Raw genomic sequence first — 15,048 nt, forward strand, 5'->3', positions numbered from 1 at the left:
GCGGGCTCATGAGGAGTGCCCATGCATCGCCGCGAATTCGAGATCGTCGCCACCGGCGAAGAGCTTCTGCTCGGCATGACCGCCGACAGCAATTCCACGTTCATCGCCCAGCGCGCCGCGTCGGTCGGCTGGTCGCTCGCGCGCATCACCGTCGTTGGAGACACGCAGGACCGCATCGCCGACGCCCTGCGCGAGGCGCTGGCGCGGCGTAAAATCGTCGTCGTCACCGGCGGCCTCGGTCCCACCGAGGACGACCGCACCCGTTACGCCGCCGCCCAGGTTTTCGAGCGCCCCATCGTCACCAGCAACCCGTCGCTCGAACGGTTGCGCGAATTCTGGACGCGGCGCGGACGGCCCATGCCGGAATCGAACGTGCGTCAGGCGCAGTTCCCCGAGGGCGCGCAGGTGTGGCCGAACCCCGTCGGCACCGCGGACGGATTCCGCTGTTCCGATCCCGACCGCGGCGAGGCGGTCTTCGTGCCCGGCGTCCCGCGCGAGGCCAAGGAACTGTGCGAGCGATACATCCTGCCCTGGCTCGCGGGCATGGCCGACGGCACGCACGTCGCCCAGCATCAAGTGCGTCTGTTTGGTCTCGCCGAATCCGAGATCGCCGAGACGCTGGGCGACTGGCCGCGGCCCGATTCGGGCGTGATGCTGATCTACGGTCCCGAATTTCCCGAGATCAAACTCACGCTCGCCGCGTCGGCAGAATCCGCCGATGTCGCGCAGGCCCGCGTCGCCGAGGCGCGCGATCAGCTTCGCGCCAAACTCGGTCCACACATCTTCAGCGAGGACGGCCGCGACCTGCCCGCCACCGTCGCGCACTGGCTCACGCAGTCTCGACGCACGCTCGCGCTCGCCGAAAGCTGCACGGGCGGCCTGATCGCGAAACTCCTCACCGACGTCCCCGGCTCGTCGGCGTTTTTGCGCGAAGGGTGCGTGACGTATTCGAACGAGGCGAAGATCGCGCGGCTCGGCGTGCGGCCTGAAACCATCGCGACGCACGGCGCGGTCTCGGCCCAATGCGCGATGGAGATGGCCGAGGGCGCGCTGCGCACATCGGGCGCGGACCTCGCGCTGGCCGTCACCGGTATCGCGGGCCCCGACGGCGGCACGGCGGACAAACCCGTGGGCACGGTCCACGTCGCGCTCGCCGAAACGGGCCGCGACACGCAGCACGCGCACCAGGTCTTCCGCGCGGGACGCGATTGGGTCCGTCGCCTGACGGCCCACTACGCGCTGAACATGCTCCGGCGAAGGGTTGTGGAGTTGCTCTGACAGGGCGCCGAAAAAGAGACGGAATCGGCGGAGCATATTCAACGAAACTGTATCCGCACGAGACGAGCCAATTTCTGCTGCAGGGAAAGATTGCCCATCACGACAAGGTCGTCTCGGGCGAGCGTCGGCGAGGGGCGTGGTGGGGGGACTCCCCCCGTCTTGTAACGCGCGCGGCGCGTGCCGATAATGCGGCGTCGCCGATGAAGAGTGCGCCGGAGGAAACGCGTGGCCTGGTACAAACCGCTGCTGCTGCATCCGATCCTGAACCGATTCAACCTGCTGTTCGTGGGCGCGTGGGCGGTGTCGTGCTGGACCACCGACAGCCCGCTGCCGTTCTGGGTCGGATTCGGCCTCGAGTCGGCCTACATCGCGACGCGCCTTGCCCTCGAATACTCGGGCCGTCCGCTCTTTCAGCTTCGCTTTCTGAAGAAGGACGCCCGCGAGCGCTATTTCCGCCTGATCGACCGAGTCCAGCAGATCCGCCGCGACTTCAACAACGTCGGCACGCTCCAAACCCTGTTGCAGGGCCAGCTCGCGCAGGTCGACCGCATGCTCGCCGTGTTTCTGGAGCTGCTCATCCTGCGCAGCCGCATCGACGCGTATATCAAGGACATCCGCGAGAACTACGACCAGAAGATCGCCGAGATCAAATCGAAACTGCCGGCCGCCGAGGGCGAGATCCGCGGTATCCTCGAACAGAACCTGTCGATCTACGAGCAGCGACGAGCCAAGTATTTCGAGGTGATGGACAAACGCGCGGTGATCGAAGGACGCCTCGACACGATCGAAAACACCCTGAACCTGCTGGGCGATTACGCGATGGGCATGGCGAGCCCCGCCGCCGCGCAGGATCAACTCGACCTGCTCGTCACGAACATCCAGGACGCCGAAAAGTTCGTCACCGACGTCAAGGCCGCGGTGCCCATGTCCGGCTCGCTGCGCATGCGCGTGCGGGCCTGACGGCGCGGGGCGGGCCTTGGCCGACCTCGTCACGCGGGCGTTCAAGGCGTCCGGCGTGGTCCCCGGCCTTCAGCACCTGCTCCTGTGGCTCTTCAACACGCACTTCATCGTCGGCTGCACGGGCGTGATCCTCGATGACGCCGGGCGCGCGCTGCTGTTCCACCACACCTATCGCACGAAGACCGCGTGGGGTACGCCCGGCGGATGGATGCGCCGGGGCGAGTCGCCGCGCGCGGCGCTGGCCCGCGAGGTGCGCGAGGAATCGGGTTTCGAGATCGAGGTCTTCGGGCCGCTCGCGGTCGAGACCGATCCCGGCTCGGTGCGCATGGAGATCATTTACGCGGCGGGTTACCGGGGCGGCGCGTTTCGCGCGTCGGGCGAAATCGACGAGGCGCGCTGGTTCGCGCCGGGCGACGCGCTGCCCGCGCAAATGAAGCCGCTGCAGCGACGCGCGATCGAGGCCGCGTTCGCGATGCGCTCCGACAACCGCTGGCCGGGGGTTCGCGATGTCTGACCGGCATGCGCCGCCGGATCTGCGCGCGCCGCTCGGTTCGATGGCGCCGCCCGACCCGCCCGAGCCGCGCAAGACCTGGCGCGGCACGTTGGTCATCGCCGTCGTCGTCGCGGCGTTCGGCGTTGTCATGACGTTCGTACTCTTCCGCTGGTACGAGTTGCAGACGTTCTCCGAAGACCTGCGTTTCGAGGGCTATCACCGATTTACCGGCACGATGCTGCCGCCGCTGCCGGTGTCGGGGTCCGATCTGCTCAAGCCCCGCGTGCGAACCGAGGACGGCGAGGAGCTGGTGTTGCCCGCGGTGCCCGACCTGCCCGAGAACCTCGGACCGTCGCTTGCGTCATGGCCCGAAACGGCGTGCGTGAGCGGCCACGCGCGCCATCACAAGGGGTTTTTGTCGGAACTGCTGGTCACGATCGACGGGACGGATTATTTTTACGAGGGCGACGCCGGCTGGATCGTTCGCCCGGCCGCCGGTCGGTAACGTCGCCCAAATTCGTTCGTGCGGCCGTGACGATCGTCATGGCCGACGCGCCAGGCGCATGACACACATCGAACAATTCGATCCAGGGGGGGTACGCGATGACGACGCACGCGAGGACGCTTTGGGGCTTGGGAATTCTCGCATCGGTGATCGTGCTGATCGCGCTTTCGGCGGGCTCGGCCCACGCGACCGTGGTGTCGAAGCCGCTCGAATACAAGATCGGGAGCGATGCCTTCGAGGGGACGATCGCCTTCGATGACAAGGCGACGACGCCGCGCCCGGGCGTGCTGGTCGTTCACCAGTGGATGGGGCCGACCGCGCACGAGTTCACCGTGGCGAATCATCTCGCGGCGCTGGGCTATGTCGCGTTCGTCGCCGACATCTACGGCAAGGGCGTTCGGCCCAAGAATCCCGACGAGGCCGGCGCGCAGGCGGGCAAGTTCAAGAACGATCGGGGACTGTTCCGGGCGCGCGCGGCGGGAGCGCTGGAGGCTCTCAAGTCGCAGCCGCAGGTTGATCCCGCCAAGGTCGCGGTGATCGGCTACTGCTTCGGCGGCATGGGCGCGCTCGAACTCGCGCGTTCCGGGGCGCCGCTGCTGGGCGTGGTGAGCTTCCACGGCACGCTGAACAATCCCACGCCCGCCGATGCGAGAAACATCCAGGGCAAGGTGCTGGTGCTGCACGGCGAGGCCGATCCCTTCGTGAAGGCCGACGAGGTCGCCGCGTTCAAAAAGGAAATGGACGACGCGGGCGTGACGTACACGTTTATCGGATATCCCGGCGCGGTTCACGCGTTCACGCAGAAATCCGCGGGATTCGATCCATCCAAGGGCGCGGCGTATAACGCCTCCGCCGACGTGAAATCGTGGCAGGCGATGAAGGACTTTCTGGCGGAGATTTTCGCGTGAACCCAAGGTAGCGGACGCGCCGACCGTCGGTAATCCAAAGACGACGCGCCGGATCCGTCGATCCGGCGCGTCGAGAAATCGGCGATTTTCAGGCGATCACGCTTTCCAGAGAATCCACACCCCTTCCTGAACCGGATACGCCGCGCCGCTGTTGTTGTAGGCGTACTCCGACAGCTTCTTGGCCGTGCGCGCGTTGCCGAAGGTCGTGTTGAAATTCGATTCCTGCGGCGGATCGCAGTACTGCCATAGGGCGAGATACGTGGCGCGGGAGACGACGAAGACGAGCGTGTCCTTGGTGCCCGTTCCGACGCCGCCGTTCTGGACGGAGCCCCAGTTGCCGCCCGACTTGACGAAGTGGAAGATGTCGCCGTCCGCGGCGTCGTCCGCCATGACCCAGAAACAGACCTTGGTGAGGCCCGACAGCGAAGGCGTTCCGCTGTGCGACGCCAGGTCTCCCAGATTTCCCGCGATTCGATTGCGCAGAGTCGTCAGAGCCATGTTCCCCTCCAGATTTTCCGTTGTTGCGCGACAAGGATACCCGCAGGGCTCTTCCCCAACCCATGAACCATGCGGATACACACCTTTACGACAAATTTTCGCGAATTGCAACAAAAATTTATCACCCGGAAAATTGCAAAAACTATTTACAACTTCACCAAATACAAAAATGCGGAAGTTTGACAAAATGAGAAAAATCAGCTAGTTACGCGGACGCTGTCGACGGCTTAACTAACCGTCCACAACTCTCCCGAGCGCAGGAGCGTATCGATATCGCCGCGCCCGACCTTGGCCGTCGTCTTTTCGAGCTGGTCTCGGTTGAGCGCGTCATAGGTGGGCAACTGCACCGAGCGCAGGATTCCCACGGGTGTGGGGAATACCGGCGGCAGGATTTGCGACAGCAGGAACGAATACACCGGATCGTTGCTGTAGGCGTCGTGAACGAGCAGATCGGCTTCGGTCACGCCGTTTTCGCCGATGGTCACGACTTCGGGCGTGAGGCCGCGCAGACGAATGCCCTTGTCGCGGCTCTTGCCGAACACCATGGGCTTGCCGTGCTCGAGGAACAGCACCGTGTCGTGCTTGGATTTGCGGTCGGTCATGTTCTCGAACGCGCCATCGTTGAAGACCACGCAGGTCTGATAGATCTCGACAAACGCGGCGCCCTTGTGCGCGGCGGCGGCCTTGACCATCTCGGTCAGGTGCGTCACCTCGACGTCGATCGCCCGCGCGACGAACGTCGCGCCCGCACCGAGCGCCACCGAGACGGGGTTGAAGGGGTTGTCGAGGCTGCCGTACGGCGTGGAGCGCGTCTTCTTGCCCTGTTCGCTGGTGGGCGAATACTGTCCCTTGGTCAGGCCGTAGATGCGGTTGTTGAACATCAGGATCTTCACGTCGACGTTGCGGCGCAGCACGTGGATGAAGTGATTGCCGCCGATGGACATCGAGTCGCCGTCGCCGGTGACGATCCACACCGACAGCTCGGGTCGCATCATCTTGAGACCGGTGGCGAAGGCCGGCGCGCGGCCGTGAATGCCGTGGAATCCATACGTGTTCATGTAATACGGGAATCGTCCCGAGCAGCCGATGCCGGAGAAGAAGACCACGTTGTGCGGCGGAATGCCGAGCTCGGGCATCGTCTTCTGCACGGCGGTCAAAATGGCGTAGTCCCCGCAGCCGGGGCACCAGCGCACCTCCTGATCGGAGGTGAAATCCTTTTTCGTCAGTTTTTGTTCGGCGACCATGTCGATCAGTTCTCCACCAGCAGCGCGCGCGCGGCGTCGGCGATCTCGTCGACGCGAAGCGGACGCCCCTGAATCTTATTGAGGCCCGTCGCCTCCAGGCCATACGTGGCGCGCAACAAAAAGCGCAGATGCCCGGTGTTGAGTTCGGGGATCAACACGCGGCGAAAACCAGCGAGCAGCGCGCCGAGATCCTTCTGAAACGGCGCAAGCGAAATCAAGTGCGTGCCCGAGACACGCAGCCCTTCTTCGCGCAGCGTCGCCACGGCTTTCGAGATCGCGCCCGTGGTCGAGCCCCATCCGAGAATCAGCAGATCGCCCTCGCGCTCGCCGTCCACCACCAGCGGCGGCAGCGCGTCGGCGATGCGCGCGATTTTTTCGGCGCGCGTATGCACCATGATTTCGTGATTGGCGGGATCGTAGCTGACGTTGCCCGTCACGGCGTCCTTTTCGAGACCGCCGACGCGGTGCATGAGTTCGGGCGTTCCGGGCTTGACCCAGGGCCGCGCCAGCGTTTCGGGATCGCGCCGATACGCGCCGAAGCCCTCGGGATCGGTGCGGAACTCCACCTCGATCGGCGGCAGGTCGGCTGCGGCGGGTACGCGCCACGGTTCGGAGCTGTTGGCGAGAAACGCGTCGGAGAGGATCACCATCGGGGTCATGTAGCGGACGGCGAGCCGCGCCGCGAGGATGGCGATGTCGAAGCATTCCGACGGCGTGCCCGGCGCGAGCACCGGCATGGGGCATTCGCCGTGGCGTCCGAAGAGCACCATGAGCAGGTCGGCCTGCTCGGGCTTGGTCGGCAAACCGGTCGATGGCCCGGCGCGCATGACGTCGATGACGATGAGCGGCAGCTCCATCGAAACGGCCATGCCCATCGCCTCGGACTTGAGCGCGAGCCCCGGGCCGCTGGTGGCGGTGACGCCCAGACTCCCGCCGTACGATGCGCCGATGGCCGAGCAGATGCCCGCGATCTCGTCCTCGGCCTGAAAGGTCACCACGCCGTAATTCTTGTATCGCGACAGGTCGTGCAAAATGTCGGACGCGGGGGTGATGGGGTAGCTGCCGTAGAAGATCGACAGACCCGAAAGCTGCGACGCGGTCACGAGCCCGAGCGCCGTCGCCGTGTTGCCGGTGACATTGCGGTACGTGCCCGATGCGATAGTCGCGGGGGCGACGCGGTAGGTCGCGGCGAACGCCTCGGTCGTCTCGCCGTAGTGGTAGCCCGCGTGCAGCGCCGTGACGTTGGCCTCGGCGATCTCGGGCTTCTTGCCGAATTTTTCGCCGATCCACGCAACCGTGGCGTCGAGCGGCCGGTTGTAGAGCCAGTAGAGCAGGCCGAGCGCGTAGAAGTTCTTGCAGCGGTCCTTCTCGCGGTTCGACAGTTCCGTTTCGAAGAGTGCCTGGCGCGTCAGTCGCGTCACGTCCACACGAAAAAGCTGAAAGCCCTCCAGCGCGCCGTCTTCGAGCGGATTGCCCGCGAAGCCCGCCTTACGCAGGTTTCCGTCGCTGAACTCGTCGCTGTTGGCGATGATGATCGCCCCCGGCGGCAAGTCTTTCATATTCACCTTCAGCGCGGCGGGGTTCATGCACACGAGCACGTCGGGCCGGTCGCCCGGCGTGTGAACCGGCTGCGAACTGAACTGAAGCTGAAAGCCGGACACGCCGGCCAGCGTGCCCTGCGGCGCGCGGATCTCGGCCGGGAAGTCCGGCAGCGTGGACAAGTCGTTGCCCACCATGAAGCTCGTTGTGGTGAACTGCGTGCCCGTGACCTGCATGCCGTCGCCGGAATCCCCGGCGAAGCGGATCACGACCGATTCCACATCGTGCACCGGACGCTCCGGCGCACCCGTCGTTACGTTGGTCTCAACCATGTTGTGAAAAAAATCCCGTGTGCGAATGGATTCCCGCGCGTGCTCCGGCCCCTTTGCCGTCCCGATCCCCAAAGGTCCGTGCGGCGCGGTGCGTTGCCGAGATGTCGGGTTCTGACGCGTTCATGCCCTGCCCGGCGCCCGGCCAATCGGCCGAAACTCCGCCGGTTTTTCGCCCTCTCGCGGCCAGTTCCTACGCCCTTGACCCGGGGCTGTCAATTGCGTGGATCATGGAATGGCGGTTCGGCGCCGTCGCGCGAACGACAACGGCAAATTCCGCGAGCGTCCTTACGACCCGGCCCCAGGCGCGGCATATCGGCCTGACTACGTACGCAATACCCGGTCGAACTCGTCGCACGCGCGCGTCAGGGACGATGGCGGCGGCGACGGGAATTTTTCGGACTGGCAGTGACGGACGAGCGTGCGAGCGGCCTCCGCGCATTTGCGTTCGCGGCCTTTGTGTTCCTTCGGGTACGGGGTCGATTCGTCTACGGGAGAGCCTTCCAGAAATCGGATCCACGTCTCGATGTTTCGCTTCGGCAGAAATAACGCGACAATGTTTTCCACCTCGCGGAATTCACTCGCGATCGGGGACTTCGGTCCGACGAGCTCGCGATGCAAGACGTCCAATTCCTCGTTGTCGGCGTCGACGAGCACAACCAATCGCAAGCTGGGCCGTCGGTTTCTCATCGCTCTGAGAGTGCGAACCTCCTGCTCGAATCGACGAAAGACAGCGGGCCGATCTCCGATCTTTTCGATTCGAAACCGTCTCTCGAAGCCTCGCATTTTCAGGAACCGTGACGCGAACGCTCCGTGCTGTTTGTCCTCACACAGGACGATCAGTTGCAAGCCCGGCATCAGTCCGTCCAACCGCGAATGACGTAATCAGCGAGCGAAACGCCGCCCTCCGGGATCGTTGGCGCTTCGTCCGTGATGCGCGTCGGTCCCACACCGTCCCGTCGCATCCAGATCCCGTCGTCGCGCCCCAAATAGTTGATGAGCTCGGGATGGTGCGATGCAATAATACCCTGCGCTTCGAAATCCGTGACGATATCGCGAAACTCCAGTAGCCAGGGCTGAATCTCTCGAAGCCCGAGAAAATTCTCCGGCTCGTCAAGCACCAGCACGCGGTTATCACTCCGGATCGCCGCGAGGAGCGCGTAGAGCAGCAGTCGTACACGCTCGCCGTCCGAAAGCGCATCGAATCTCGTATCCACGGCGCGACCGTCGGGTGTTCGACGCACGATGCGGAACGTCCTTGTCTCTTCGGAGAACTGGCTGTAACGCCATTCGTGGAATCCCGGCCATATCTCCTGGAGCGATTTTTGGAGTTCGAAGGTGTCCGACGGATGCTCCAGCGTGAAATGTCTGAACCATGACGCAAAATTTGAACCGTCTCTTTCGAGAATTGCTTCCTCAGTTTCGGAAAACGACGTCATGTTCGGCGGTACCGGCCGCACGACGAGCGTCGAGGACAGGAATTTTCGGAACTTGACGAGCTTGCTGTTGGAACCGGTCTCCAGCAGCGAAGACAGCGCGGAAGAACCCCAGTCGAAAGAGTAGCTTGGTCCCTTTGAGTAGTCGTCGCGGTAAAGCTGGACCTGCCCCTGCCGAAATTCGAAGAGCGGACGTTCGCCCAGTGTCACCCGTTCGACGATGATGCGGCTTCGCCGCCGCCCTGAATCGTGTTCGATTTCGACCCGATAGGAAAATGCCTCGTCTTCGAGGTCAGCAGCCAATTCGAATGCCTGAACGGCTCGCTGGTCCCAATGGCACAGGTCGGCAGCCGGGAACAGTTCCACCGCCTTGGCACGGCCAGACGCCAGATCCCTCAATCTGTACAAAATGTCGATCACCGAGCTCTTCCCTGTTCCGTTCTCGCCAACCAACAGAGACAGGTCGCCGAAACGAATTTCGAGATTCGTCAGGCAGCGAAAATTGTCGACATACAGCGACGAAAACATCGTGTGCCTCCGAAACCAACTCCAACGCGCAGATCAACCTATCATGAAGACGGCCGTCCTTACGACCCGGCCCCCGGCGCCGGCTCGATCTCGTCGCTCGGCTCGATCAGTCCGAGTTTTTCGCGCAGTTCCCGCAGCTTCATGCCGGTGAGCTTCGGCTCGCGCCCGGCGATCATTTCGCGGATCGCCGCGATCTCGTCGGACGAGAACCGCCGCCCGCGGAGGGTGTGGCGCTCGAACGACTCGTACGCGAACGGCGCGACGACCTGGACGATCCCCGCGATGCACTCGGCGAAGAGCCGGATTTCGAGCTGCGCGTGCCGGTCCATGCGCAGTTGCAGGAAATGAAACAGGTTGTGCAGATCCATTTCCCAGTAGAACTCGGTGTAGAGCGACAGCGGCAGGTTGATGCGGGTCAGCTCGCGCGTGATGCCGCTTTCGATCGCGGCCTCGTAGTGCGCATACACCTCGCGGTTCATGCGCGCCAGATCGTCGCGGAAGCGGGCGCGTACCTCCGCGGGCACCTCGCGGTCCTCGTCGCGGCCCTGCTTGTTCGACGCGCTCTGAAAATGCACGTGTTCATCCAGCGGCACGTAAAACTCGTCGCGCATGATGGAGTAGCGGCCCGAGATCTCGTTCATCCGCGCGGTGCGGTGACGCACCCACTGGCGCGCGACGAAGATGGGCATCTTGAGGTGAAACGTCAGCACCACCTGCTCGAAGGGCGAGGTGTGCTGATGGCGCATCAGGTAGTCGATGAGGCCCTTGTCCTCACGCACGGTCTTGGTCCCCGCGCCGTAGGACACGCGGGCCGACTGCACGATGCGCGCGTCGCCGCCCATGTAGTCCACGAGACGCACGAAGCCCTTGTCCAGCACGGGAAATTCGCGGTCGAGCAGGGCGTCGGCCTCGGGGGTCGAATGGTGCGCCATGGGGAACTCCGGGGAGGGAAATCGACCGGACCTTAGCGACCTTGCGCCGCGCCCGTCAAGGCGGGGTCGGACGCCCGACGCTCCATGCCTGCCGCGTTCACCCCGCCGTTTTCTTCGGAAACACGAGCGACGCGACAACCGATCCCGCGATCAGCAGTGCCACGACGGCGAGCGAGAGCCCGATGGGGATCTTGTAGACGCCCATGATGAGCATCTTCGTGCCGACGAACGCGAGCACGAGCGCGAGGCCGGCTTTGAGATAGTGGAACTTGTCGATGATCCCGGCGAGCAGGAAATACAGCGAACGCAGTCCCAGAATCGCGAAGATATTGGACGTGTATACGATGAAGGGGTCGCGCGTGACGGCGAAGATGGCGGGGATCGAATCGACCGCGAAGATCAGGTCGGTGAATTCGATGGTGACGAGCACGATGAACAGCGGCGTCCCCATGCGCCGGCCCGCTTCGCGCACGAAGAACCGTTCGCCGCGGTAGTCGTTCGTGATCGGCAGCACTCTGCGCACGAGCTTCACAAGCGGGTTGTTCTCGGGGTGAACGCCGTGCTCCTTCTGCAGGAGCATCTTGATGCCGGTCACCACCAGGAAAGCGCCGAAGACGTAGATGATCCAGTGAAAGCGCTCCAGGAGTGCCGCGCCGGTGATGATGAAAATCGTGCGCATGACCAGCGCGCCGAGCACGCCCCAGAACAGCACCCGGTGATGATAGAGCGGCGGCACCGCGAAAAAGGTGAAGACAAGGACAAAGACGAAGATGTTGTCGACGGACAGCGACTTCTCGATCAGATAGCCGGTCAGGAACTCGAGTCCCTTGGTCGCGCCGTGGGCGAAATAAATCCACGCGTTGAAGGCGAGCGACAGGGCGATCCACACCACGCTCCACCCCAGCGCCTCGCGCGTGGTCACCACGTGCGACTTGCGGTGAAACACCCCCAGATCGAGGGCGAGCATCGCCAGGATGAATCCCGTGAACACGGCCCACATGAGCGGGCTGCCGATCGAACCTTCCATCGAACCTCCCCACGTTACGCGCACGCACTTTTACCCGAAGTCTTCCGGTGCGGGAAAGGTGACGCACCGCATGTCCGAACGTCGCGTCCGCTCTCCTCCAAAAAAAGGGGTGATCTTTCGATCACCCGTAGGAGGGAGAATGTTGCGTGGGCTTGCGTTGCGGTCGAAGGCGAAGCATGGAGCCGGCCTTCTCTCGCGCTGACCGCCGGGTGTGGCGGCGATCTACAGGTACTGACAACGCGTTCGCGTTCAGGTTCCTGATCTCGGTCATAGAGGGAATCGCTTACGGCGTGTCGCGGCGAATCGGACAACGTTGAAGAGGTCAAAGAAACCGACGAGGGAACGGGGCCGGGCCGGATCACGTGGGGGAGGAGGCGGTGTCTCCCTCGGTCGGTTTGGAAGGTCGGACCCGTGCGGGTCCTTTGTTGTCGTCAGGGTGATTCGGCCCTTTCGAGGGCCCCGGACACCTTCTTGTGGATAAATCGTTCGACAGCCCGGCGCGGGGGATGTTCCAGGGGCGCGGAACAGAGGAACTGCGTTCTGTCAGTTGGCTCGCCGCCTTTTGAACCTCCGCCGCGCCGGTGTATGGTGTCGCGAATCATCCCGGCGAGTGCGGTGGCGACCCGAACCGATCCCGACAAACGCTCATTGCGGCATCCCGCGCGGCGACCGATCCGCGTCGCGGTGCTCGTCGTCCTCGCCTTCGTCGCGACGGACATCGCCCTGCGCGCCGATCTCGCCCGCCGGTTCGCATCGGGCGCGTTCCGCCTGCCGCGCGACACCAACCTCTTTCTGCGCGAGTACATCGCCTACCTCGGCGAGCACCCCACGCAACGCGTTTACGTCATCGGCGATTCGGTCATTCAGGGGGTGCGTCTCGCGCCCGGCGAGACCGTGCCCGCCCGCATCGGCGCGCGGCTCCCCGCCCCATGGAGCGCGGCGAACCTCGGTCTGACCGCGTCGAAGATCCCCGACTTTTTCTACATGACGGGCCTGCTGCGCGCGCAGCCCGGCGACGTGGCCGTGTACAATATCAATCCAAAGAATTTCAGCGCATACGACATCGCGCGGCCGCTGCGTTTCTACGATCTCTACGACGCATCGCTCGACCGCGTCGCGGGGTTCGATGCCGCCGACGCGCTCGCCATCCCGCCCGACCGGCGCGGTCCTAAGACGCGTGGCGACGCCGTCTCGCGCACCGCAAACTACGCGTGGTTCTTCTTTCGCAATCGTGACTGGATCAGCGCCGAGCTGCTCGGCACGCACCCGCGCAAGCTGATCGACAGCTACCACCGCGTCTTTGTGTATTCAGGCGTGCGCGGCTCGATCGACCGATTGCTTCGCCGCGCGGGTCGTACCGACTGGCGCGAGAAGCGCTGGGACCCCTGGGCGATCGACGTGCTGAAAAAATACTACGACGTGCCGCCGCTCGATGACGCGAACCCCGTCTTTCGCTTCATCGCGCCGTGCGCACGCATCGCTCGCGAACGCGGCATGACGCCCGTCTTTTTCATGACGCCGATGAACCGCGCCTTCGCCGATGAACACGCGCTGGTCGATTGGGCGCGCCACGCGGACAACCTCGCACGCATCCGCGCGGCGACCGAAGCAAACGGCGGCGTCTTCGTCGACACCACGGATACCGTCGCGCCGGGCGGCTTCGCCGACAACGACCACCTCAACACGGCCGGGGCGGACCAACTCGCCGCCGCGCTGGCGGGCACGATCCTTCCGCGATTGGGCGATGACGGAGCCGCACCGTGATTCTCGCGACGTGGACCGACGCGCTGATCCTGCTCGCGCTTATCGCGCTGGCACGCCTCGCGCCGCGAAACCTGCGTCACGGCCTTGTCGCGTGCGCGTCCGTCGCGCTGCTGGCGCGCATCTCGCCCGGGGGCGCGGCCATCAGCTTGGCCGTGGGCGCGTTCGCGCTTGTGGCCCGGCATCGCATCGAGCGAGGGAGCGCCGGGGCATTCGTGCCCGCCGCGTGCGCCGTCATCGCCGTGCTGGTCGTGTTTCAAACGTGGGAGGCGATCGACCCAGCCGGGGCGCTACGTCCGCTGGGGCTGTCGTACCTGTGCTTTCACGCGCTTTCTTCATTGATCGAAACGCGGCGCGGCCGGGTTGCCGGCGCGACGACAGGCGAGGCTGCGGCGCATTTGTTTTTGTTCGCCACCGCGCCCGCGGGGCCGATCAAGAACTTCGATCGCTTTCGCGCGAATCTCGCCGAACGGCGCGAATGGATCGACGACCTCGCCTTCGGCGCGCGGCGGATTCTGGTCGGCATCGCCAAGACGCGCATTCTCGCCGCGTCGCTCAAACCCATGACGGCGGCGCTCGCGCATCCCGCCGACGCCGCGTGGCTCGACCTCGTCCTCGCCGTGTGGGCATACACGTTCTGGATCTATTTCGATTTCTCGGGCTACACCGACGCGGCGATCGGCATGGCGCGGCTCGCCGGTTACCGCGTCGAGGAAAACTTCGATCGCCCCTACCTGAAGGCGAACATCCGCGACTTCTGGCGCGCGTGGCACATGTCGCTCACCGCGTTCCTGCGCGACGCGGTGTACATTCCGCTCGGCGGCAACCGCGCCGGGCGCGGGCGGGAGATCGCGAACACCGCCATCGTTTTCGCCGCCATCGGCGCGTGGCACGGCTTTGCGGCGCACTACCTGATCTGGGGCCTGTGGCACGCGGTGGGGTTGATCGTTTACCGTGCGTGGCGACGCCGATATCCCGCGGGTGCGCCGTCGATCTGGAAAACAGTCGCCGCTTGGGCGCTGACGCTCCACTTCGTCGCGGCGGGCTGGGTGTTTTTCGCCTGCGACACACGCACGGCGCTGGCCGTTTTCGCGCGGCTTTTCACGGGGGCGATTCCATGAGCGTCCTTCGCGAGTTTCTGATCGACCTCGCCCACGCGGCGTTCTGGTACGCGCTGATCGCCCTCATCGTGCTCTTCACGACCACCGAGAGTCTGTCGTTCCTTTATGTGACGTTCTGAACCCTACGCGATTCCGAGCGATTCACGGCGTTTGTGACAAATCCGAACAAACCGTGTAGTATGTGGACATTCAGGGCGAAAACATCTCCCAACCGTTTTCGCCGCGTTTTTTTGGGCTTTCCGGGGTCGTTCGACATGCGCAACTTCGTCTGGTGGATTCTCGCATTCGCGCTCGCGGCGTCCGCATTCGGCGCAACGTCGTGCGCCGTTGTGCAGCCGTTCGAGCGCGAGGTGCTCGCGGACCCGATCATGCAGTTCGACTACGACGACCTGGACGCGGCCTACCTCGCCAAGTTGTGCGAGACGCGCGAAGGATCGGCCGGCGGCCAAGGCGGAGCGTCCGGCGGCTGCGGCTGCAAGTGACGGGACG

Annotated in this window: 15 protein-coding genes; 8 read left to right on the forward strand and 7 right to left on the reverse strand. The window is 64.4% G+C overall.

Going from position 1 to position 15,048, the window contains the following annotated elements; genetic code table 11:
- Positions 1–21 precede the first annotated feature (21 nt).
- The 5 genes from IT350_03325 to IT350_03345 all read left to right on the forward strand — a co-directional run bounded on the left by IT350_03325 (position 22) and on the right by IT350_03345 (position 4,144).
- Positions 22–1,278: a competence/damage-inducible protein A gene (locus IT350_03325; GenBank protein MCC6157056.1), complete on the forward strand. Its 1,257-nt coding sequence runs from the start codon at positions 22–24 to the stop codon at positions 1,276–1,278.
- A gap of 225 nt (positions 1,279–1,503) precedes the next feature.
- Positions 1,504–2,238 carry a DUF1641 domain-containing protein gene (locus tag IT350_03330; protein MCC6157057.1) on the forward strand — a complete coding sequence of 245 codons (735 nt, stop codon included), beginning with the start codon at positions 1,504–1,506 and terminating at the stop codon, positions 2,236–2,238.
- Positions 2,239–2,254: 16 nt separating this feature from the next.
- Positions 2,255–2,752 (forward strand): NUDIX hydrolase, encoded by a 498-nt coding sequence (locus tag IT350_03335; GenBank protein MCC6157058.1) that lies wholly within the window; start codon positions 2,255–2,257, stop codon positions 2,750–2,752.
- A complete protein-coding gene (locus IT350_03340) occupies positions 2,745–3,236 on the forward strand; it encodes a hypothetical protein (protein MCC6157059.1) in 492 nt (163 codons plus the stop codon). The genes IT350_03335 and IT350_03340 overlap by 8 nt, the downstream gene beginning before the upstream one ends.
- A gap of 98 nt (positions 3,237–3,334) precedes the next feature.
- Positions 3,335–4,144, forward strand: a complete 810-nt coding sequence (locus IT350_03345; protein ID MCC6157060.1) for a dienelactone hydrolase family protein — start codon at positions 3,335–3,337, stop codon at positions 4,142–4,144.
- Positions 4,145–4,240: 96 nt separating this feature from the next.
- On the opposite strand, the gene IT350_03350 is transcribed toward IT350_03345, so the two are convergent.
- The 7 genes from IT350_03350 to IT350_03380 form a co-directional block, all read right to left on the reverse strand.
- Positions 4,241–4,642, reverse strand: coding sequence for a hypothetical protein (locus IT350_03350; GenBank protein MCC6157061.1), 402 nt, complete (start codon positions 4,640–4,642; stop codon positions 4,241–4,243).
- Positions 4,643–4,869: 227 nt separating this feature from the next.
- Positions 4,870–5,886: a 2-oxoacid:ferredoxin oxidoreductase subunit beta gene (locus IT350_03355; protein ID MCC6157062.1), complete on the reverse strand. Its 1,017-nt coding sequence runs from the start codon at positions 5,884–5,886 to the stop codon at positions 4,870–4,872.
- A 5-nt stretch (positions 5,887–5,891) separates the two neighbouring features.
- The gene (locus IT350_03360; GenBank protein ID MCC6157063.1) at positions 5,892–7,757 is read right to left on the reverse strand and encodes a 2-oxoacid:acceptor oxidoreductase subunit alpha; all 1,866 of its coding nucleotides are present in this window, start codon (positions 7,755–7,757) and stop codon (positions 5,892–5,894) included.
- Positions 7,758–8,078: 321 nt separating this feature from the next.
- Entirely contained in the window at positions 8,079–8,411 is a 333-nt protein-coding gene (locus IT350_03365; protein ID MCC6157064.1) for a hypothetical protein, read from the reverse strand.
- 200 nt (positions 8,412–8,611) lie between these two features.
- Positions 8,612–9,718, reverse strand: a complete 1,107-nt coding sequence (locus tag IT350_03370; GenBank protein MCC6157065.1) for an AAA family ATPase — start codon at positions 9,716–9,718, stop codon at positions 8,612–8,614.
- Positions 9,719–9,777: 59 nt separating this feature from the next.
- Complete coding sequence (locus IT350_03375) at positions 9,778–10,650, reverse strand: FAD-dependent thymidylate synthase (protein MCC6157066.1); 873 nt, start codon at positions 10,648–10,650, stop codon at positions 9,778–9,780.
- A 97-nt stretch (positions 10,651–10,747) separates the two neighbouring features.
- Positions 10,748–11,677, reverse strand: coding sequence for a TerC family protein (locus IT350_03380; GenBank protein MCC6157067.1), 930 nt, complete (start codon positions 11,675–11,677; stop codon positions 10,748–10,750).
- Between the two features lie 615 nt (positions 11,678–12,292).
- On the opposite strand from IT350_03380, the gene IT350_03385 reads away from it, so the two are divergent.
- The 3 genes from IT350_03385 to IT350_03395 all read left to right on the forward strand — a co-directional run bounded on the left by IT350_03385 (position 12,293) and on the right by IT350_03395 (position 15,041).
- Positions 12,293–13,441 (forward strand): hypothetical protein, encoded by a 1,149-nt coding sequence (locus tag IT350_03385; GenBank protein MCC6157068.1) that lies wholly within the window; start codon positions 12,293–12,295, stop codon positions 13,439–13,441.
- On the forward strand, positions 13,438–14,559 hold the full coding sequence (locus IT350_03390; protein ID MCC6157069.1) for an MBOAT family protein: 1,122 nt from the start codon (positions 13,438–13,440) through the stop codon (positions 14,557–14,559). The genes IT350_03385 and IT350_03390 overlap by 4 nt, the downstream gene beginning before the upstream one ends.
- A 254-nt stretch (positions 14,560–14,813) precedes the next feature.
- The gene (locus IT350_03395) at positions 14,814–15,041 is read left to right on the forward strand and encodes a DUF4266 domain-containing protein (GenBank protein ID MCC6157070.1); all 228 of its coding nucleotides are present in this window, start codon (positions 14,814–14,816) and stop codon (positions 15,039–15,041) included.
- Positions 15,042–15,048 lie beyond the last annotated feature (7 nt).

This window comes from Deltaproteobacteria bacterium (assembly GCA_020845895.1).
Classification (GTDB): domain Bacteria; phylum Lernaellota; class Lernaellaia; order JACKCT01; family JACKCT01; genus JADLEX01.

Coding starts and splice junctions, on each gene's coding strand:
- IT350_03345 (MCC6157060.1), top strand. CDS start 3,335: ATGACGACGCACGCGAGGACGCTTTGGGGCTTGGGAATTCTCGCATCG.
- IT350_03340 (MCC6157059.1), top strand. CDS start 2,745: ATGTCTGACCGGCATGCGCCGCCGGATCTGCGCGCGCCGCTCGGTTCG.
- IT350_03370 (MCC6157065.1), bottom strand. CDS start 9,718: ATGTTTTCGTCGCTGTATGTCGACAATTTTCGCTGCCTGACGAATCTC.
- IT350_03360 (MCC6157063.1), bottom strand. CDS start 7,757: ATGGTTGAGACCAACGTAACGACGGGTGCGCCGGAGCGTCCGGTGCAC.
- IT350_03375 (MCC6157066.1), bottom strand. CDS start 10,650: ATGGCGCACCATTCGACCCCCGAGGCCGACGCCCTGCTCGACCGCGAA.
- IT350_03395 (MCC6157070.1), top strand. CDS start 14,814: ATGCGCAACTTCGTCTGGTGGATTCTCGCATTCGCGCTCGCGGCGTCC.
- IT350_03325 (MCC6157056.1), top strand. CDS start 22: ATGCATCGCCGCGAATTCGAGATCGTCGCCACCGGCGAAGAGCTTCTG.
- IT350_03380 (MCC6157067.1), bottom strand. CDS start 11,677: ATGGAAGGTTCGATCGGCAGCCCGCTCATGTGGGCCGTGTTCACGGGA.
- IT350_03350 (MCC6157061.1), bottom strand. CDS start 4,642: ATGGCTCTGACGACTCTGCGCAATCGAATCGCGGGAAATCTGGGAGAC.
- IT350_03355 (MCC6157062.1), bottom strand. CDS start 5,886: ATGGTCGCCGAACAAAAACTGACGAAAAAGGATTTCACCTCCGATCAG.